This window comes from Photobacterium sanctipauli (assembly GCF_003026495.1).
In the GTDB taxonomy this organism is placed as follows: domain Bacteria; phylum Pseudomonadota; class Gammaproteobacteria; order Enterobacterales; family Vibrionaceae; genus Photobacterium; species Photobacterium sanctipauli.
In genome coordinates this window covers 90,260-108,313 of record NZ_PYMA01000015.1, presented here as the reverse complement: position 1 = coordinate 108,313, position 18,054 = coordinate 90,260, and the positions used below count along the sequence as shown (strand labels likewise).

Sequence of the window (18,054 nt, the reverse complement as noted above, 5' to 3'; positions counted from 1 at the left end):
ATAAAGAATGCAATAACGGCTAATACAGTAATCCACTTGAAGCTGGTGCTGATTTGTTCCATTAGTGACTCTCTTATCAACCTATGATTGTTGAACATCAAGTAATAATGATTATTATTTGTATCTTATAGTGTGAGGTGGAATTTCATGCTTGATTATTATCAAGCTAGGGAGAGTAGATGCCGGGGTCGATATTTTCACTATTGAGCGATGAGCAGAGAACAAAGCTGCTTTCTAGAAAAAAAGTGGTGTGCTGCAAAACAGGTGATGAGCTATTTAGACAAGATGAAGATGCTCAACATATGTATTTGGTTAATAAGGGAAAGGTAACGTTGTACCGCCTGATGCCAAACGGTGACGAAAAGCTTTTCAAAGTGTTTATGGCTGGCGAATTTATTGCTGAGATGGCGATGTTCATGTGCCCGAGGGTGTACCCGATGAGTGCGCGTATCGAGCAAGACTCCGAGTTGTCGGCTTTTCATTATGCTGATGTATTAGAGATCTTCACGGGCTCACCAGCGCTTTCTGCGAAGGTTATGAGCTATATGAGTAACCGCATTCATCATTTGATGAATACGGTCAATATCTTAACCCAAGTTAATGCGAACCAGAGGTTAGTCATGAGGTTGGCTGAAATCTATCGCACGCAAGAAAGGTGCGATGGAAAGATAACGCTACCTGTGACGAAGAAGATATTAGCCACACAGCTAGGGATGACACCTGAGACCTTATCCCGAGCAATTAAAAAGCTCAAAGATGACGGTTATATCAGTGAGTTTGGTAACCAGATTTTGCTTACCGATATCCCATCACTGTGTGCATCAGTGGATCTAACCCCTGATATTTTTAATGCTGGCTAGCTTGAATACTTAGATCATTAAGCAATGTTATGGCTATGACCACCAGCATCTTTTAGCCAGTTGTGCAGGTGAGTTTGCAAGTCACCCAGCTGATCTGGGCCGATAATGGCAAGGCCAAGATCTTGCGCTCGTACCAAATCATGGTGGCGAAGCGGGCGGAAGCTAACTAGCATAGCGCGTGCTTGTAGGCCGCCAAGTAGATCACGCAGCGATTCCAACTTGTAAAGGGTATCGTCGCCGTCATCGCGCATGCCCTTGGTCTTACATTCGATGATGTGGAGCTTGTTATTTACCACGGTCGCGACATCAAGTTCGTTACGTACTTCGCGATCGCCAATCTTGCGGTAAACCTGCACGCCCAGAGAGTGGTCTTGAATGGTAGGTAGATCATTTTGGATAGCGCGTACCGTGCTATGTACTAGGTTTTCTAGCCATTCGCCATTGGCAAAACGTCGGGCTTCTTCGTGTTTGAAGGTTAATACGCCATCTTGGTAGGTAGCCAGCCCAGTTTCTTCCAGATCATTGAGTAGCATGGCGAGCTCTTTATAGCCTTGTTGCTTCTCGCTTAGGGCAACATCTAATTTCTGTTCTTTTCGGCAAGTGGTTGCCAAGTAGTTGAGGGTAGCCAAGCCCGGACCAAGCTCCAAGGCTGAACCTGCCCAGCGTTGGCCGAGCTCCCAAAGTTGGTCATTGAGCGACTCAGGTACCAGGTTTTCCGTAAACTCGGAGCGCGCACCGAAAATGGTTAGGTAATCTTCAAGCTGGATGCGGTCTTCAACTTGCTGCTGCTCGCGGTCAGCCGGGTAGAGCCAGCACATCTCATCACTGTAAGGCTCGATAACGTAAATTGGCCAGTGGTAAGTACGGAAGACTTCATAGGCGGATAGCAGGCGGTGACGCAGGCCACAGCTTGAGTTGAACCAGACATCGGAGTCTTGCTGTTTTAGTCTTTCTGCTAATTCAATAACTTGCTTGCGAATACAGGTGATATTGATTGAATCAGGAATAACGAAAAACTCAGCCTCGATGTTACGAGGGGTAAGGATTGAGGCTAGGCGATCGTATTGTTCGCGCTGAGACTCAATGCCGATGAAAATCATCTTATCGGCTGGAATGCCGTGGTCGAGCAGTGGGGTGATCAGCCTGACAGGATCCTGATCGATAATGCCAACGTGAGTAATCATAATTATCCTTAAGCGTTCCTTAGCTCTGCCGGCACAAAATAGAAATTCGAAATTGGATGCCTGTGCGCGGGTCTGGCTGTTGTCGCTTTATTTATCTAAACAACATTGTTTAGGATTAATAGTATACATTTGGTCTGTTTTTGCCGTTTTCAAGTCAATAAACTGCATAAAGAACAGCATGAGCAATGACTCCAATCTAACCGAACCAACATCAAGTTATGTCTGCGTAATGTAAGTTAATGTCAGAAAAAATGCAGAAACTTAACATTTTTCGGACTCTGGTCAGCTTGAGGTCTGAGTCTTGAACTTGAGAAGCCAAAAAAAGATTGAAATTATTGACTTGAAAGCGACAATACTGACGAATCTTCTATATAGACATCATTATGACCCAAAAGCTCACTATTTTAGATATTGCCAAATTAGCCGGTGTGGGAAAGTCGACCGTTTCACGTGTGTTGACCAATGATCCCAAGGTGAAACCCGAGACCCGAGAAAAGGTTGAGCGGGTGATCCAAGAGTCCGGCTATGTGCCGTCGAAGTCTGCACAGGCGATGCGCGGTGGTAGTGCAAAAGTAGTTGGCGTGATCCTGTCACGCCTTGACTCACCATCGGAAAACAAAGCGGTCAGCGGTATTCTCGATGTCATCTACCGTGCGGGCTATGATGCGGTGATCATGGAAAGCCAATTCAGTGCCAACAAAACCAATGAGCATTTAGAGGTGCTGAAAAAGCGCCATGTTGATGGGGTCATCGTGTTTGGTTTCTCTGGCTGCGATTTATCGGCTATCGAAGCCTTGGGTAATAAGGCGGTAGTGATAGCGGTCGATACCGATACGATTTCTTCGGTCGATTATGACCACAAGGGTTTGATTGAGCTGGCGATGAAGCAGCTGGTGGAGCAGGGCAACCGAGAAATCAGTTATATCGGGGTGGATCCAAGCGATAAAACCACCGGTTTGATGCGTTTGAATGCCTATAAAGAAAGCTGCGAGGCCATGGGCATTGAACCGCGCTTTCAAACAGGCCAATTGAATTATGAGAGCGCATATCAGATCACCGATGATGTCTTAGCCGATGGTACGCAAGCCATTGTCTGTGCCAGTGATACCTTGGCAATGGGCGTTGCCAAGCGATTGCAAGATCTTGGCCGCACTGATATTAAGGTGTCAGGCGTAGGAGCCACAGATCTGCTGTCTTTTCTTTTCCCAAATACCTTCAGTATCGACCCTGGTTACTATGAAGCCGGTGCAGCATCGGCCCAGCTATTGATTAAGCAGCTGGCAGGGCAAGAATCGGTTACCCACCTTATTCAACAGCCGACATCTTAACGGTATTGGTGTAGCAGATTGTACTTAGCTTACCTGCAAAATGGGTGTGCTGAGTATAATTAACTTGTGAGCTATCTCACGCGGTGGGAATGTTCCCATTTAAATGAAAGCGATTCTCTGGAATTATTGTTTCTACCGAGTGGGAACATTCCCATTTTGTGCGGCATTCATACAATATTCCTATTTTAATAACAATGGACTTCGGCATGAGTAAGATTAACCAGCAGCAAGTTGACCGTTTGGTTGAGCTGATCGGTGGCAGCGAGAACATCGCGAGCGTTAGCCACTGTTTGACACGTTTACGTTTTGTTTTGGCAGATACAGACAAAGCGGACATCAAGGCTATCGAAGCAATTCCTATGGTGAAGGGGTGTTTCACCAATGCAGGACAGTTTCAGGTAGTGATTGGCACCGAGGTAGACCAAGTACATAAGATGCTGACCTCAGCAACGGGGGCTAGCTCAGCAAGCAAAGATGAGGCGAAAGTGGCGGCTCGTCAGAATATGAACTGGCTTGAGCGTGGTATCTCCCACCTTGCTGAGATTTTTGTTCCATTGCTACCTGCCATTATTACGGGTGGTTTGATCCTCGGTTTCCGTAATGTGATTGGCGACATCCGCATGTTCGATGGCCAAACACTGACGGAAATCAGCCAGTTCTGGGCAACGGTTCACTCGTTCCTATGGTTGATAGGTGAAGCTATCTTCTTCTTCCTGCCGGTGGGCGTGTGTTGGTCTACGGTGAAGAAACTGGATGGTACACCGATCCTGGGTATCGTGCTGGGTGTCACCTTGGTATCGCCTCAGTTAATGAACGCTTACCTGATAGGCCAGCAAGTACCAGAGACGTGGGACTTCGGCTTGTTTGTTATTGAGAAGGTGGGGTACCAAGCCCAGGTGATCCCAGCAATGCTGGCGGGTATTGCACTGGCCTTGATTGAGACCAACCTGAAGAAAATTATTCCTGCTTACCTGTACTTAGTGATCGTACCGTTTGTTTCTATCATTCTTGCTGTGGTACTGGCGCACGCATTTATTGGACCGTTTGGTCGTATGCTGGGTGACGGTGTTGGTTATGCCGCGCAAGCTGCAATGACAGGTGATTTCGCGATTCTGGGGGCAATGGTGTTTGGTTTCTTCTATGCGCCGCTCGTGATCACCGGTATCCACCACACAACGAACGCCGTTGATCTGCAGCTGATGCAATCAATGGGCGGTACACCAATCTGGCCGCTAATTGCACTTTCAAACATTGCTCAGGCATCGGCGGTAGTGGCTATTATCATTATCAGCAAGAAAGAGAATGAGCGTGAAATCTCTGTACCGGCGGCGATCTCAGCATACCTTGGTGTAACTGAGCCAGCTATGTACGGTATCAACCTGAAATACAAGTTCCCAATGCTTAGTGCCATGATCGGTTCAGGCTTGGCGGCAGCAATCTGTGGTAGTGCAGGGGTGATGGCTAACGGTATCGGTGTGGGCGGCTTGCCGGGCATCCTATCGATTCAACCACAATATTGGATGATTTTCCTTGTTGCGATGGCTGTTGCGATTGCGGTTCCAATTACACTGACCTTGTTTATGTACAAGCGCGCTGAAGCAAAAGGCGAGCTAGCAGTAGCGTAAGTGACTTATATTAATAGCCAGCCTTGCTGGCTATTTTCTTGATTTATTTTTTAGTGTGCAGGCTTATATGATGAAAGAGCAACTTGAATGGTGGCGTACCGCGACTATTTATCAGATTTACCCTAAAAGCTTTTGTGATAGTGGTGACAAGGGCACGGGCGACATTAAAGGGATTATTTCGAAGCTCGATTATCTGAAACAATTAGGTGTGGATGCGATTTGGCTAACGCCGGTTTACCAATCACCGATGATCGATAATGGCTACGATATCTCTGACTATTACGCCATTAACCCGCAATTTGGCACCATGGCCGACTTTGATGAACTACTGGCTCAAGCGCACCAGAAGGGTATCAAGGTGGTGATGGATATCGTGGTTAACCACACCTCGACAGAACACGCTTGGTTCCAGTCGGCACTTGGCGACAAGCACAGCCCATACCGTGACTACTACATCTGGAAAGATCCGGTTGATGGTGCCGAGCCGACCAATTGGCAGTCGAAGTTCGGCGGCAACGCCTGGGAGATGGATGAGGCGACGGGCCAGTACTTCCTTCACCTATTTGCTAAAGAGCAGGCGGATTTGAACTGGGAAAACCCGAAAGTGCGCCAAGAAGTGAAAGACGTGATCAGCTTCTGGGCCGAAAAGGGTGTCGATGGCTTCCGTTTGGATGTGATCAACCTGATTTCCAAACAGCAGGATTTCCCGAACGACGATATTGGCGATGGTCGTCGCTTCTATACTGATGGCCCGCGTGTACACGAGTACCTGCAAGAAATCAGCGAAGCAGTGTTCCAAAAATATGGCTCGGTAACGGTTGGCGAGATGTCATCAACCACCCTTGAGCATTGCCAGCAGTATTCTGCCAACGATAGCAAAGAGCTGTCGATGGTATTTAACTTCCACCATTTGAAGGTCGATTACCCGAATGGCGAGAAGTGGACCAAGGCACCGTTTGATTTCCACCAGTTGAAATCGATTTTCAACCATTGGCAAACTGGCCTGAACGGCAATGGCTGGGGGGCACTGTTCTGGTGTAACCACGATCAGCCCCGCGTGGTGAGTCGCTTGGGTGATGATCAAAACTACCGTGTTGAGTCTGCGAAAATGTTGGGTGCATCGGTACACATGATGCAGGGCACGCCTTATATCTTCCAAGGCGAAGAGATTGGTATGACGAACCCAGGTTACACCTCTATCGAGCAATACCGCGATGTGGAAAGTACCAATATGTACGACATCATGGTCAATGAGCAGGGTGTTTCAGAGCAGGACATGCTGGCTATCTTGGCGCAAAAGTCGCGTGATAACTCGCGCACGCCAATGCAATGGGATACCAGCGAATATGCCGGTTTCTCTAAGGCGGCACCTTGGCTTGAGGTGGCGGCCAATTACCCAGAGGTGAATGCGGAGTCGGCGGTGGCCGATGAGAATTCGGTATTCCACTTCTACCGCCGTATGATTTCATTGCGTAAAGAAGTTGATGTCATTACCACGGGTGATTACACCGATATGATGCCAGAGCACGATCGCATTTTCTGTTTCAAGCGCGAATCTGAACATCAAATTCTGCTATGCGTGAACAACTATTATGGCGAAAGTGTTGAGTGTCATTTACCGGTTGAGTTAAATGTTGAAAGTGGTGAATGTGTGCTTTCCAACTATTTGGCTTCAGAAGGTAAGGGGCAGACAGCAACTATTAGTTTGAAGCCATACGAAACACGTACCATTCTAATTAACAAAAGCTAAGAAAGTTATTTGTCAGCCTTTCTTGATAATAAAAAAGACGCTTCGGCGTCTTTTTTATTATCTGAACATCAGAGAGGTAACCCTGTATAAACCGGACAAATTAAACCGTCGGTACTTGCGACGCCAGTAACCAAATAGCCAGAACAAAGAAGATCAAGCCCATGAACTTATGCTGGTTGGTACGGAATTTCTCATTTTTTAGCAGCGGCTGGCCAAGAGAGCCAATCATGGTAACCAAGAACAGGTTAAACAGCAGGCCCAGCACATTAAGCAATAAGCCCAGTACCAGCATTTGTTCACCCGATGTCGCCGATGTTTGGGTGGAAACAAACTGTGGCAAAAACAGTACAAAGAAAATCAGTGCTTTCGGGTTAAGCAAGTTGCTGATCACCGCTCGGCGGTACAGCGTCGCAGCCAAGCTGTTGCTTTGCTCCACGTCCGGGGTTTCTGATGGTTGAGTTCGCATACAGTCCCAGCCCATCTTTAATAGGTAGGCACCACCAAGCACGCGTAAAACTTGTAGGGCGATAGGGTTCATGGCAATCAGTGCCGATACACCCATGGCTGCAAGTAGGGTAAGGATGATCCCTGAGGTTGCATTTCCAAGGCTGGCAAACAAGCCGACTTTTTTACCGTAGCTTAGGCTAGAACTGGCAATAAGCAGCATATCCGGGCCAGGGATCAGTAAGAGGGCTACAACAGCTGTTAGGTAAACAGGCAAAACAGAAAAGTCGATCATGATAATTACGTGCTAGATTTTACAAGGTGCTGGATTCTAGCGGTAATGGCAGGGGAATTGAATGGCTTGTGTTTTGTTTGCTGGTTTTTAATCCTGTTTTGTTTTTATTGTTTGGGTTTGTGTTCTTTTGGTGTTTTGCTTTTATATATTCATGGGTAAATGTTAATTGTTTTGGTTGTATTGATCACAGTAATTGATCATGTGGGGATACACCAAATCGACCTATCCTGTTTAGTCGGGTGAGCCAGAAAATTAGGTATACTAAAGATTGAAATTTCAGGAACGACTTCACCATGCCGCAACCTTCAATGCCTCACTTGTGTATGAATAGCTTATCAATAAAACAAATCCCCTCTTTGTCGTCGCTTATGCTGAAGGCGATGTTTAAAAGAGGCAAAATCGACCCTCTGCCTGCGTGCTCTTTTCGTGTTACCCATTTGGTGTTTGAGGACAGTAAGGTTTCGCAATATTCGAAGTATTGCGGTTTTGCATCTGAGCACAGCTTTGTATCTGAAAATGGTGATGTACCGCTAAGCTACTTATTTGTCGCCACCCAATCGGCTCAGCTACACCTGCTTACCCAGCCTGAAGTATCGCTGCCTCTCTTAGGAATGGTGCACGTCGGGGTGGGCTTCGAACAGTATGCCCCAATACTCACCCGTCATGCTTACGAGTTTGAATTATCTGTTGGTGAGCAACTTGAAACTGACAAGGGCTTAGAGTTTGAGTTGGTCGGTGAATTGTATGATGGTGATGAGCTAGCCGCGAGCTACCGTAGTCGTTGCTTGGTTCGAAAAGCCGCCAACCAAGCGAAGGTTGAGTCAAAGCGTTCAGAGCACGCCGCCCCTGAACGCCAGCAGATATGGGTGGAACTAGCATCAATGACGCTAACCCCAAAGGTTGCACGAGGCTATGCTAGGGTTTCTGGCGACTATAATCCTATTCACCTGCATAAGCTTACGGCACTGCCATTTGGCTTTGCTGCGCCTATTATCCATGGCATGTACTCGGTGGCACGGCTAATGGCTGCTATGGAACAGCCTTGTCGCCGCGCATCATTCTCTTTTGTACGGCCTGCTTTGCTACCTTGTGAGGTCGTTATCCAAAAAGCGGGGAGCGAGGTTCAGTTGGTCAAGCGTGATGGCAAGGTGCTGGTTGAGGGAAAGATCATAACAGAAGATAAAATCGTGGCTGGTGAAAGCTTAAGCAATGAGGGACGAGCATCTTGCCGTCATGAAAGGGGGACATTATGAACCTGTGGCTGCACCAACCGCAAAACCCGCAGGTTGCCAAATACGTTGACTGCTATTGGTTCTTGCAGCGCACGGCCGAGATGGAAGGCAGCCAGTACCCTAAATTGAATCCCGATCCTTGCGCCCACCTGCTTATCACCCCCAAAGCACAGGCTTATCATTACCACAGTGCTGAGCTAACCCTTCAAGGGAAGGGAACACATTGGCTATACCCGCATAGCGCGACTTATCAGATGGATCATACCGACCAGATGGAGCATGAAGAGCCTTTTAAGCTGCTAGGGGTTAAGTTCCATCCCGGCGCCTTGTATGCCTTTGCACTTCAGGCCGCACAGCCAGAATGTAATCAAACAGAGGTTGCCGATCTCAGCGAATGGCTGGGTATTACATCTGCAGATGAATCGTTGTTGCTAGCAATGGCAAATTCAGACCCCAAGGGATGCTATCAGCTGTTGGAGCAGTTTCTATTACCACTGTGCCAAACGACAACACCAGACAGGCACTTTGAACTGGTGCAGCAGGCGTTACCGTATTTGGGGGAACGGCTGTCGGGAGTTGAATTGAAGGGTGACAAATCGTTAGCTGAGATCCCTATTTCGCAATTGGGCGATCACCTGCACTGTTCGCAGCGCACATTGGAGCGGAGCTTTTTGCGAGCAACGGGTATTACCTTAAAACAGTGCCAGTCGATGAATAAACTGGATGCTTTGCTCACCTCTTTGTATCAGCTCGATGCGAATGACATTGATTGGACTGACGTTGCCCATGAGTTTGGGTTTAGCGACCAGCCGCACTTGATCCGCTACTTGAAAAGCCATATCGGTGCGACGCCCAAGCAATACGCCAAGCAGCGTGATTTGGTGGTGGATGTCTATGGTGGGGTGGAGTCGATTTAACCATTTATATAAACAAAAATTACAGACAAACCCCTTCCCGATATGGTGAAACATACGGGAAGGTTTCGTTGTCTGGCTAAGTGATTAACCGAAGTCACCTGAGATGTAGCGGCGAGTACGATCGTTATTTGGCGCGTGGAAAATCTTGTCGGTTTTGCCAAACTCTTCCAATTTACCGAGGTACATGAAGCCGGTGTAATCAGAAATACGCATCGCCTGCTGCATGTTATGTGTCACGATAACAATGGTGTACTTCTCGCGTAATTCGGTGATCAAGGTTTCAATTGCAGCGGTAGCAATTGGGTCAAGCGCCGAAGTGGGTTCATCCATCAGGATAACTTCAGGCTCAAGCGCGATAGTACGGGCGATACACAGGCGCTGTTGCTGGCCACCGGATAGGCCGTTGGCATCCGCATCCAACTTGTCTTTCACCTCTTCCCATAGGTGGGCACGTTTAAGCGCTTTTTCGATCCGTGCTTTGATTTCAGCTTTAGACAACTTACCTTGGATCTTCAGGCCGAAAGCCATGTTCTCGTAGATAGACATCGGGAACGGAGTGGGTTTTTGGAAGACCATACCTACCTTCGAGCGCAGCTCGTTCACATCGGTGTTCGAGAAAATGCTCTTGCCATCAAGCAGGATCTCACCTTTGGCGTGCTGAGTACCATAAAGATCATAAATACGGTTCATGGTGCGGAGCAGGGTAGACTTACCGCAACCCGATGGGCCGATCAGTGCTGTGACCCGGTTCTTGTAGATCGGCATCGAGACCGACTTCAGCGACGCTTCCCCCCCTTTTTGGTAGTAGAAGTTCAAGCCTTGAATTTCCATACGGTGGCTTGGGTTGACTGCCACTTCAACATTGGCTGCATCCAGTACGCTGGTGTTCATAGAAATACCGTTAATCGCAGAGTCATTCATTGTTTGTGCTGCTGCCGTGTTCATGATTTTCGCGCTCTCAATAGTTGCGGCAACATCGTCGCCAGTACGTTAACAATAAGAATAAAGGTGGTAATAATCAGTGCGCCGGCCCAAGCCAGCTCCTGCCATGAGGTATATGGGCTCATGGCAAATTGGTAAATCGTCACAGGCAAGTTCGCCATTGGCTTACCCATATCTGTGGTCATAAAGCTACTGTTCAGAGCAGTGAAAAGCAGCGGGGCTGTTTCACCTGAAATTCGGGCAACCGACAATAGAATGGCGGTAATGATGCCCGGTGCCGCTGCTCGGTAGCTGAGTTGGGTAATAACACGCCATTTCGGTGCGCCCACGCCACTGCCAGCTTCCTTGAGCGTGGGTGGGACTAGGCGAAGCATTTCTTCGGTGGATGCCACAATCACAGGCAGTGCCAGTACCGCCAGGGCTATCGCACCAGCCCAACCCGAGTAGCCGCCGGTTGGGACGACAATAATGGCGTACACGAATAGGCCGACCAAGATAGAAGGCGCACTCATTAGCATGCCGTTCAAGAAGCGAAGCGATTCCGCCACCTTGTTGTTTTTGTCAGCTTCGGCAAGCCAGGTACCGGCCAATACGCCGATAGGGGCAGCAATCGAGATCCCAATGGCTGTTAGCTTCAAGCTTCCGTAGATGGCATTTTTCAAACCACCGTCACTACCTGGCCCAGGCGTGATTTCGGTAAATACCGCCAGGCTCATGCCTTTAACACCTTCACCAATTAAGGTGTAGAGGATTGAAGCAAGCACAAACACCCCGAACCCCGCAGACAGGGTACAGAATGCAAGGAACAGGTAGTTCTTTATTTTTCTAGCATTCATGATGACTTTCTCAACAAGCGACGAGCGAAGCCCATCACGAAGAAGGTAATGATAAACAACACAACACCAAGGCCGATCAACGAGGCAATGTGCATAGGGTTAGTCGCTTCGTTGAACTGCTGGGCGATGGTCGATGAAATCGAACTTGCAGGCATAAAGAACGAAAATTCGATACGGCTAGCGCCACCGATCACGAAGGCAACCGCCATGGTTTCACCCAGCGCACGACCTAAACCCAGAATGCCGGCACTCACGGTGGCATTTTTCACTTTAGGCAGCAGTACTTTGGTGATCACTTCAAACGGGGTTGCCCCTGTTCCGTAGGCGGCTTCACGCAGTACGTTAGGCACTGACTTGAGCGCATCACGGGTTAGGGACGTCATGATTGGCAGGATCATGAAAGAAAGGATGATGCCGGCACTCAGCAGCCCGATACCAATCGGTGGGCCATTGAACCACTGGCCAATAATTGGTAGCCCGGTCAGGTTCATGCCCGCCCACATTTGAAACCCTTCAGAGAACCAAGGTACAAAAACAAACAGGCCCCACATACCGTAGATAATACTTGGTACAGCAGCCAATAATTCAATGGCCTTGCTCACAGGAACACTGACCCATTTCGGTGTCAGCTCGGCGAGGAAAATCGCGGTGCCCAAAGCAATCGGCGCGGCAATGACAATAGCGATAAGCGAAGTGACCAGCGTTCCGTAGATTGCGGCAGCGGCACCGAATTCACCATTAATAGGATCCCAAATATTGCGAAATACAAAGCCTGGGCCAAACTCCTTGAATGCCGGCCAGCCGCCTTCAATCAAAGAAAGAACAATACCCGCAAGGGTAACGAAAATAAGCAGGGCACTCGTAAAGCTCAGCTTGGTGAACACTGAGTCGCCGTTTACTTTTTTAAGCGTTAATGTCGTCATAATGATCATTCATAAGCCTCTGTGCGTGCGCTTGTGTGAACTCAAGAGGCACAGAGGCTTAATTTAAGTGACTTATCTCTGGCCTAATTTACTTAGTAATCACGGCTTGGCCGTTTGACTTAAGGCCTTCTTTCCAAGTTTCGTTAACCATGTTCACTACTTTTTCTGGCATCGGGATGTAGTCTAGCTCTTCAGCAAACTCACCCTGGGTGTAGCTCCACTCGAAGAAGTCGATAATCTTCTGTGCTTTCTCGGCATCAGCCTGCTCTTCGTGCATGAGGATGAAAGTGGCGGCAGTCATCGGCCAAGCGTTGCCTGGTTGGTTGTTCAGTAGTAGATGGTAGCCAGGCGCGTTATCCCAGTCTGCGTTAGCGGCAGCTGCCTGGAACGTCTCCATTGTTGGCATTAGGTATTCACCGTCGCGGCTTTCCATTTGGGTGTAAGCCAGGTCGTTTTGTTTAGCGAAGGCGTACTCGACGTAGCCGATGGCTCCACGGGTGCGGTTGACGAAGTTAGCAACACCGGCGTTGCCGTTACCGCCGATCGTTGTCGCTTTTCGTGGCCAAGTGATGTCTTTACCCACACCAATTGTCTCGCTCCACTCTTCGTTGACTTGGTCAAGGTACTCAGTGAAGTTAAATGTGGTACCAGAGCCGTCAGAACGGTGAACCACGTAAATAGGTTGGTTAGGCAACTCAAGAGCTTCGTTAAGTGCAGCAATGGCTGGGTCGTTCCAAGCCTTGATGTTTCCTAGATAAATGTCGGCAAGTACTTTACCCGTCAGTTTCATTTCGCCAGCATCAATGCCCGGTACGTTAACCACGGGAACGATAGCGCCCATTACCATTGGGAACTGAAGCATGCCTTCTTTATTAAGTTCTTCGATTGTTAGCGGGGCATCGGTTGCACCAAAATCAACGGTTTTAGCTGTGATTTGGCGGATACCACCACCAGAACCAATGGCTTGATAGTTAATCTGAATACCTGTTTCCTTCTGGTATTGTTCCGCCCACTTGGCATAGATTGGGTGAGGGAACGTCGCGCCTGCGCCATTGATTGTTGTATTGGCTGAAGCACCGAATGATGCAGCGATCAGTACTGATGTCACAAGAGCTGACTTGATTAGCTTCACGGTATATCTCCGATATCAAATGTCGTTGAGATGGCCTATTTAAAAATTTAAATAGGCCAAATTAGTTAGCGTTCAAACAAACTAAGGATTTGAAATAAATTCAAACTGTGAAAGGGTGCTGCCCAATCAACGAAGGCGAGATTAGAAATCGAATATGACAAGTTTATTAAAGTGAGACGAAATACCCCGTGGCGTGAATAACAATTATCGTAATGAAAATTGAGATGATAAATAAACTTCACAGAAATAACTTGGCACACAAAAGTGCGACGTCCAATTGATGACAACCGGCAAGTTCATTAAACTAACTGCCATGGATATACTCATCACTTTTAATATCTACCTTGCCTACGGATTAGCATTCTTTGCTATTTTCTTTGCTATCCTGTTTCAGGATCTGAGCAAGAGTCGGATAAGCATTGCTGAAGCCTTGCCAATATTAGCGCTTTTTGGCTTGATCCACGGGTTGCACGAATGGTCTGAGCTTTACTTTGAAATCTACCAAGAGGAGTACCGGCTCACTACGGCATTGGCAACCTTCAAGGTGATTAAGTTGTGGCTTTCCTATATTGCCCTTGGGGCGTTCGCCTGGAAGATGTTGGAGATCACCCGTTGGCCACTTGTGCAATGGGTAAAGTGCGTTGCAATGTTGGTGCTAGCAGCATTTGTGATTAGCTTGGTGGTTCGTTATGGGGATCAGGAATACCGTACCTACCTAGACGTTACGGCGAACCACATCCGCTGGATTTTCGGCCTTGGGGCCGGGGTATTGTCAGGCATGGCAATGTACAGCTACGCCAATGAACTCGAAGTGGAAGGCCATGGTGCTTCATTGCCCTTCAAGCTTACCGGGATTGCCTTGATAAGCTATGGCATCAGCGCGGGTGTACTGATGGTGGAGCTTGGCTTATGGGTTTTATTTGTTCGCACCTTGTGTGCTATCGGTATTTTGGTCTCGCTCTGGTACGCACTGCGCATTTTCGATCGCGAGCGCAATAATCAGATTGAAGCGGCATTGCAGCAGTCACTGCAAGACGCCAAACTTAAAGAGCTTGGTGAGCTAACATCGGCGGTGTCCCATGAAATCAAAACCCCGCTAAGTAGCGCGATGATGAGCTGCGACTTGCTTGAACACCATCTGCCCGATAACGAGGTGCACCAGCGCCAACTTGGCCGGATCCGCTATGGATTGGAGCGGGCAGCAGAGATCAGCCAGGAAGTGCTGAACTATGCCCATCATAGGCCGATAGAGCGAGTTGATGTGACTTTGGCGCAAGTGATTAATTCATCGGTTTCGCTCAACCAGTATCGGTTAGAAGGGTTTGACCTTGAGCTGAGTATTGATGAGAGCCTCGTTATTTCCGGTGATGCCGGCTTACTTGAGGAAGTATTTACTAACCTGCTAAGCAACGCCATTGATGCCTGTGCTGAAAGTAAGAAAATTTCGATTAGTGGCTACCAAAACAAATTGGATGCCATTGTGACCATTGCCGATAGTGGTACAGGTATCAGTGATGAACTTATTGAAAAAGCCATGAAGCCCTTTTTTACCACCAAGCCCAAAGGGGAAGGGACAGGAATGGGCTTGGCCATTGCCAAACAGATAGTTATGCAGCATAACGGCGACATTGCGCTGCACAACAATGAACACGGCCTGACCGTAGCCGTTCGAATACCTAGGAAAATGCCATGACGTTAAAACTCTTACTTGCCGAAGACGACCAACAACTCCGTGAAGTGCTGGTGGAAGCCCTGACCTTGGAGTTGTTCGAGGTGACAGCGTGCGACAGTGCCGAGGATGCCCTCGACATTGCCACCAATGCACATTTTGATTTGGCGTTGTTCGATGTGGTGATGTCGGGCATGACAGGCATTGAAGCGCTGACCACGCTGCGCCGTTTGCACCCGAATATCGGCATTATAATTACCACGGCGTTTGCAACCGTTGATGTGGCAGTTGATGCCATGAAAAAAGGGGCGGACGAGTTTCTTACCAAGCCCTTTAACTTGGCGGCTTTGTCAGTCACCTTGAGAAGAGTCCACGCCGAGCGATCACCCAAATCACCGCTTGATGAGCGAAGCAATGACTTGATCTTCAGTGCGCTGTCGAACCCAATCCGCCGTTCGGTCGTCAAACAACTTAAGATCCATCGCAAGATGAAATTTATGGACTTGTGCCGTGTTGTCGGGATTGAAGATCACACTAAATTTAACTTCCACTTGCGCCAGCTGGTCAACAGCGGCCTGGTAAGCAAGGGGGAAGGGCGCGTCTACTCGCTAACTAAAACGGGCTTGCAAGTGTACTCGGGTATGTTGCAATAAAGTGCGGTTGAAGATACACCCAAGTCGCTTGGGTATAGACCCTAATAACGCATCCAGCCGGATGCGTTTTTTTGAACTGATCAAAATAAAAGGTGCCCAATGAACACCTGGTGTTATTGAACGATATCACATTTACTCTTTTACTGAAAATTGAGCTGATAAATTTATTTATCAGAATGAAGAATAAACGGTGAAGCTAATTAATCTGGAATTTTTATTTAAAACTTTCTGTTTAAAATTAAAAATAAATATAACTGGTTATGACAATTCCCTGATAATTAAATTCTGTCCGGAATAGAAATTGATTATTATCAATCATCAAATAGATACCAAGAAATTAAAATACCCCCTAAGAGTTAGAACAAAGTATTTTAACAACCTTAGGAAAAAAACTTATGAAGGTATCTGTACCCACTGAGCATTTCAGTACAGGGAGTAAGGTGATGCATATCGTGTCGGCTATCGCGTTTATAGTCGCCATGGTTATTATGTTGTTCGAACCGATCCCTGACTCTTTCGCTTTTAATCTTCACCAATCTCTTGGCGTCGTGGTTCTGGTTATTTTTGCTGCCCGTATTGCATGGATCAATTGGGTAGGCCAGCCGCCAGCCCAAGGCACACAGCTTCAAAAATTCATTGCCCACTCTGCCCACCTTTCGATGTATGCCATCTCTCTTGGCATGCCCTTATCGGGTTTGCTAATTAGCTTGGCGAAAGCCAAGGACACTGTGGTATTCGGTATGTTCACCATTCCCGGTTTTGCAGAGCGTAATTCAGGCTTGATTGAGTTTGCCTACCAAATTCATGCCTTCCTCGAAATCTTTTGTTATTTACTGGTTGCTATGCACTGTATTGGCACGATTTACCACCAAGTTGCACTGAAAGACGGCACTTTGGTTCGCATGATGGGAGTAAAGAAAAATGCTTAAGGCAAAGTTCATGAAGCCAACAATCATGGGGCGTGGTGTGCTATTGGCGTTATTATCAGGTGCTGCACTGAATGCTAACGCTTATAACATGAGCGTTTACGATGTGAAGCCGGATATTGATTGGAATGAAATTCCCGTTATCGAGAAGACCATGTTTTTTCCGGGTTTGATCACCTACGACTGGATTAACTCGCCAGCCCACAAGGGGACAGAGCGGGCTGATTTTGACACCAAAACCTGCACCAGCTGCCACAGCGGAGAAGAGCGTGGCTTGGGCGAGCAACTTATCAAGCACGACCGCCTTGATAAAATGGCCGGAAAAGCAGGCTCGATCGACGTTGATTTTCAGTTCGCCAATGATGATGAGCACCTTTACGTGAAGGCAACGTGGGAAACTCAAATGCCTTACCCTGCAAGAATCCATGACACGCTGTTGTTTGAAAACGGCAAGTGGACCATCATCGGCGGTGATCGTGGTAAAAACCCTTATACGCCGATCTACGAAGATCGCTTCTCAATCATGATTGATGACGGCAGTGTTGATGAATTTGCCCAGCAAGGCTGTTGGATGTCTTGCCACCGAGGGATGCGTGATATTGGCCAAGCCACCATGCGCGACGTGCAAGCGCTAGAGGTGATTGGCATGGACGGGTTGAACCAGAAAGATATACGTAAGTACCTGCCAGATACGCGTACAGAGCGATATGGCGAGAGCTGGGACAAGGTGAAAACACGCGAAGAAATCGACCAGCTGAAGCAAGACGGCAAGTTTGTCGATTTGATGCAGTGGCGTTCAACCCGCTCTGCCCCAACAGGCAGTGCCGACGATGGTTATGTACTGGAATACCGTTTAAACGATGCCGGTAAAACGGTATTCACTTGGAACTTTGATAAGAAAACAGGCTTACCTAAGTTCATGTACGATAAGTCAGTGACTGGTTTCTATGCATTAAACCCAGAAGACTTGACGGATCTAAGCAAGAACATTGCGCTGATAGAGGGCGTGAACACCATGCCATACGATGCCAGTAAGATTGAAGAAGGCCAGATGCTCCAGGGCCGCCTAAATCGTGCTGCTGAAGGCTCTGCCGGGGCGAATAATGAAATTCACTCTGAATGGAATGATGGCAAGTACACCGTTATCTTCAAGCGCAAGCTAGATACAGGCTTCCCGGAAGATGACAAGATCATGGAAGTCGGTGGTACCTATGATTTCAATATCGCCATTCATGACGGCCAAACAACCACCCGTTATCACTATGTCACTTTCCCGTTCACCGTGGGCATTGGTGACGATGCAAAAGGGGACGTGGTAAGCCAAACCCTTAAGTAAGC

General features: G+C 47.8%; 16 protein-coding genes. 10 read left to right on the top strand and 6 right to left on the bottom strand.

What is annotated here, in order from left to right:
- Positions 1 to 179 precede the first annotated feature (179 nt).
- Positions 180 to 860, top strand: a complete 681-nt coding sequence (locus C9I98_RS19830) for a Crp/Fnr family transcriptional regulator (protein ID WP_036818596.1) — start codon at positions 180 to 182, stop codon at positions 858 to 860.
- A gap of 17 nt (positions 861 to 877) precedes the next feature.
- On the opposite strand, the gene C9I98_RS19825 is transcribed toward C9I98_RS19830, so the two are convergent.
- Positions 878 to 2,044, bottom strand: a complete 1,167-nt coding sequence (locus tag C9I98_RS19825) for a Card1-like endonuclease domain-containing protein (RefSeq protein ID WP_036818594.1) — start codon at positions 2,042 to 2,044, stop codon at positions 878 to 880.
- A gap of 383 nt (positions 2,045 to 2,427) precedes the next feature.
- Here C9I98_RS19825 and treR point away from each other — a divergent pair, with 383 nt between their 5' ends.
- The 3 genes from treR to treC all read left to right on the top strand — a co-directional run bounded on the left by treR (position 2,428) and on the right by treC (position 6,747).
- On the top strand, positions 2,428 to 3,372 hold the full coding sequence (gene treR / locus C9I98_RS19820) for a trehalose operon repressor TreR (protein WP_036818592.1): 945 nt from the start codon (positions 2,428 to 2,430) through the stop codon (positions 3,370 to 3,372).
- Between the two features lie 206 nt (positions 3,373 to 3,578).
- Entirely contained in the window at positions 3,579 to 4,997 is a 1,419-nt protein-coding gene (gene treB, locus C9I98_RS19815; RefSeq protein ID WP_036818589.1) for a PTS trehalose transporter subunit IIBC, read from the top strand.
- Positions 4,998 to 5,064: 67 nt separating this feature from the next.
- On the top strand, positions 5,065 to 6,747 hold the full coding sequence (gene treC, locus C9I98_RS19810; protein ID WP_036818587.1) for an alpha,alpha-phosphotrehalase: 1,683 nt from the start codon (positions 5,065 to 5,067) through the stop codon (positions 6,745 to 6,747).
- Between the two features lie 100 nt (positions 6,748 to 6,847).
- On the opposite strand, the gene C9I98_RS19805 is transcribed toward treC, so the two are convergent.
- The gene (locus C9I98_RS19805) at positions 6,848 to 7,486 is read right to left on the bottom strand and encodes a LysE family translocator (protein ID WP_107272395.1); all 639 of its coding nucleotides are present in this window, start codon (positions 7,484 to 7,486) and stop codon (positions 6,848 to 6,850) included.
- A 380-nt stretch (positions 7,487 to 7,866) separates the two neighbouring features.
- On the opposite strand from C9I98_RS19805, the gene C9I98_RS19800 reads away from it, so the two are divergent.
- Positions 7,867 to 8,739, top strand: coding sequence for a MaoC/PaaZ C-terminal domain-containing protein (locus C9I98_RS19800; protein ID WP_036820005.1), 873 nt, complete (start codon positions 7,867 to 7,869; stop codon positions 8,737 to 8,739).
- Entirely contained in the window at positions 8,736 to 9,635 is a 900-nt protein-coding gene (locus C9I98_RS19795) for a helix-turn-helix domain-containing protein (RefSeq protein WP_036820002.1), read from the top strand. Before C9I98_RS19800 ends, C9I98_RS19795 begins: the two co-directional genes overlap by 4 nt.
- Before the next feature lie 84 nt (positions 9,636 to 9,719).
- On the opposite strand, the gene pstB is transcribed toward C9I98_RS19795, so the two are convergent.
- The 4 genes from pstB to pstS form a co-directional block, all read right to left on the bottom strand.
- Positions 9,720 to 10,526, bottom strand: a complete 807-nt coding sequence (gene pstB, locus C9I98_RS19790; RefSeq protein WP_036820011.1) for a phosphate ABC transporter ATP-binding protein PstB — start codon at positions 10,524 to 10,526, stop codon at positions 9,720 to 9,722.
- 50 nt (positions 10,527 to 10,576) lie between these two features.
- Complete coding sequence (pstA, locus tag C9I98_RS19785; RefSeq protein WP_036819999.1) at positions 10,577 to 11,413, bottom strand: phosphate ABC transporter permease PstA; 837 nt, start codon at positions 11,411 to 11,413, stop codon at positions 10,577 to 10,579.
- On the bottom strand, positions 11,410 to 12,336 hold the full coding sequence (gene pstC, locus C9I98_RS19780; RefSeq protein ID WP_107272405.1) for a phosphate ABC transporter permease subunit PstC: 927 nt from the start codon (positions 12,334 to 12,336) through the stop codon (positions 11,410 to 11,412). The genes pstA and pstC overlap by 4 nt, the downstream gene beginning before the upstream one ends.
- A gap of 88 nt (positions 12,337 to 12,424) precedes the next feature.
- Positions 12,425 to 13,468, bottom strand: a complete 1,044-nt coding sequence (pstS, locus tag C9I98_RS19775; protein ID WP_036825030.1) for a phosphate ABC transporter substrate-binding protein PstS — start codon at positions 13,466 to 13,468, stop codon at positions 12,425 to 12,427.
- Between the two features lie 313 nt (positions 13,469 to 13,781).
- Here pstS and C9I98_RS19770 point away from each other — a divergent pair, with 313 nt between their 5' ends.
- From C9I98_RS19770 to C9I98_RS19755, 4 genes are all read left to right on the top strand, one after another.
- Positions 13,782 to 15,161: a sensor histidine kinase gene (locus C9I98_RS19770; protein ID WP_107272404.1), complete on the top strand. Its 1,380-nt coding sequence runs from the start codon at positions 13,782 to 13,784 to the stop codon at positions 15,159 to 15,161.
- A complete protein-coding gene (locus C9I98_RS19765; protein WP_036828497.1) occupies positions 15,158 to 15,790 on the top strand; it encodes a response regulator in 633 nt (210 codons plus the stop codon). Before C9I98_RS19770 ends, C9I98_RS19765 begins: the two co-directional genes overlap by 4 nt.
- Before the next feature lie 395 nt (positions 15,791 to 16,185).
- Positions 16,186 to 16,719, top strand: a complete 534-nt coding sequence (locus tag C9I98_RS19760) for a cytochrome b (RefSeq protein WP_107272394.1) — start codon at positions 16,186 to 16,188, stop codon at positions 16,717 to 16,719.
- Between the two features lie 10 nt (positions 16,720 to 16,729).
- On the top strand, positions 16,730 to 18,052 hold the full coding sequence (locus C9I98_RS19755) for an ethylbenzene dehydrogenase-related protein (protein WP_245907201.1): 1,323 nt from the start codon (positions 16,730 to 16,732) through the stop codon (positions 18,050 to 18,052).
- Positions 18,053 to 18,054 lie beyond the last annotated feature (2 nt).

What these genes read in the sequence shown, in the direction of transcription:
- treR (WP_036818592.1), top strand. Translation starts at nt 2,428, where the DNA reads ATGACCCAAAAGCTCACTATTTTAGATATTGCCAAATTAGCCGGTGTG.
- C9I98_RS19795 (WP_036820002.1), top strand. Translation starts at nt 8,736, where the DNA reads ATGAACCTGTGGCTGCACCAACCGCAAAACCCGCAGGTTGCCAAATAC.
- pstA (WP_036819999.1), bottom strand. Translation starts at nt 11,413, where the DNA reads ATGAATGCTAGAAAAATAAAGAACTACCTGTTCCTTGCATTCTGTACC.
- C9I98_RS19825 (WP_036818594.1), bottom strand. Translation starts at nt 2,044, where the DNA reads ATGATTACTCACGTTGGCATTATCGATCAGGATCCTGTCAGGCTGATC.
- C9I98_RS19800 (WP_036820005.1), top strand. Translation starts at nt 7,867, where the DNA reads ATGTTTAAAAGAGGCAAAATCGACCCTCTGCCTGCGTGCTCTTTTCGT.
- treC (WP_036818587.1), top strand. Translation starts at nt 5,065, where the DNA reads ATGATGAAAGAGCAACTTGAATGGTGGCGTACCGCGACTATTTATCAG.
- C9I98_RS19765 (WP_036828497.1), top strand. Translation starts at nt 15,158, where the DNA reads ATGACGTTAAAACTCTTACTTGCCGAAGACGACCAACAACTCCGTGAA.
- C9I98_RS19770 (WP_107272404.1), top strand. Translation starts at nt 13,782, where the DNA reads ATGGATATACTCATCACTTTTAATATCTACCTTGCCTACGGATTAGCA.
- C9I98_RS19760 (WP_107272394.1), top strand. Translation starts at nt 16,186, where the DNA reads ATGAAGGTATCTGTACCCACTGAGCATTTCAGTACAGGGAGTAAGGTG.
- pstB (WP_036820011.1), bottom strand. Translation starts at nt 10,526, where the DNA reads ATGAACACCAGCGTACTGGATGCAGCCAATGTTGAAGTGGCAGTCAAC.
- C9I98_RS19830 (WP_036818596.1), top strand. Translation starts at nt 180, where the DNA reads ATGCCGGGGTCGATATTTTCACTATTGAGCGATGAGCAGAGAACAAAG.
- C9I98_RS19805 (WP_107272395.1), bottom strand. Translation starts at nt 7,486, where the DNA reads ATGATCGACTTTTCTGTTTTGCCTGTTTACCTAACAGCTGTTGTAGCC.
- pstC (WP_107272405.1), bottom strand. Translation starts at nt 12,336, where the DNA reads ATGACGACATTAACGCTTAAAAAAGTAAACGGCGACTCAGTGTTCACC.
- treB (WP_036818589.1), top strand. Translation starts at nt 3,579, where the DNA reads ATGAGTAAGATTAACCAGCAGCAAGTTGACCGTTTGGTTGAGCTGATC.
- C9I98_RS19755 (WP_245907201.1), top strand. Translation starts at nt 16,730, where the DNA reads ATGAAGCCAACAATCATGGGGCGTGGTGTGCTATTGGCGTTATTATCA.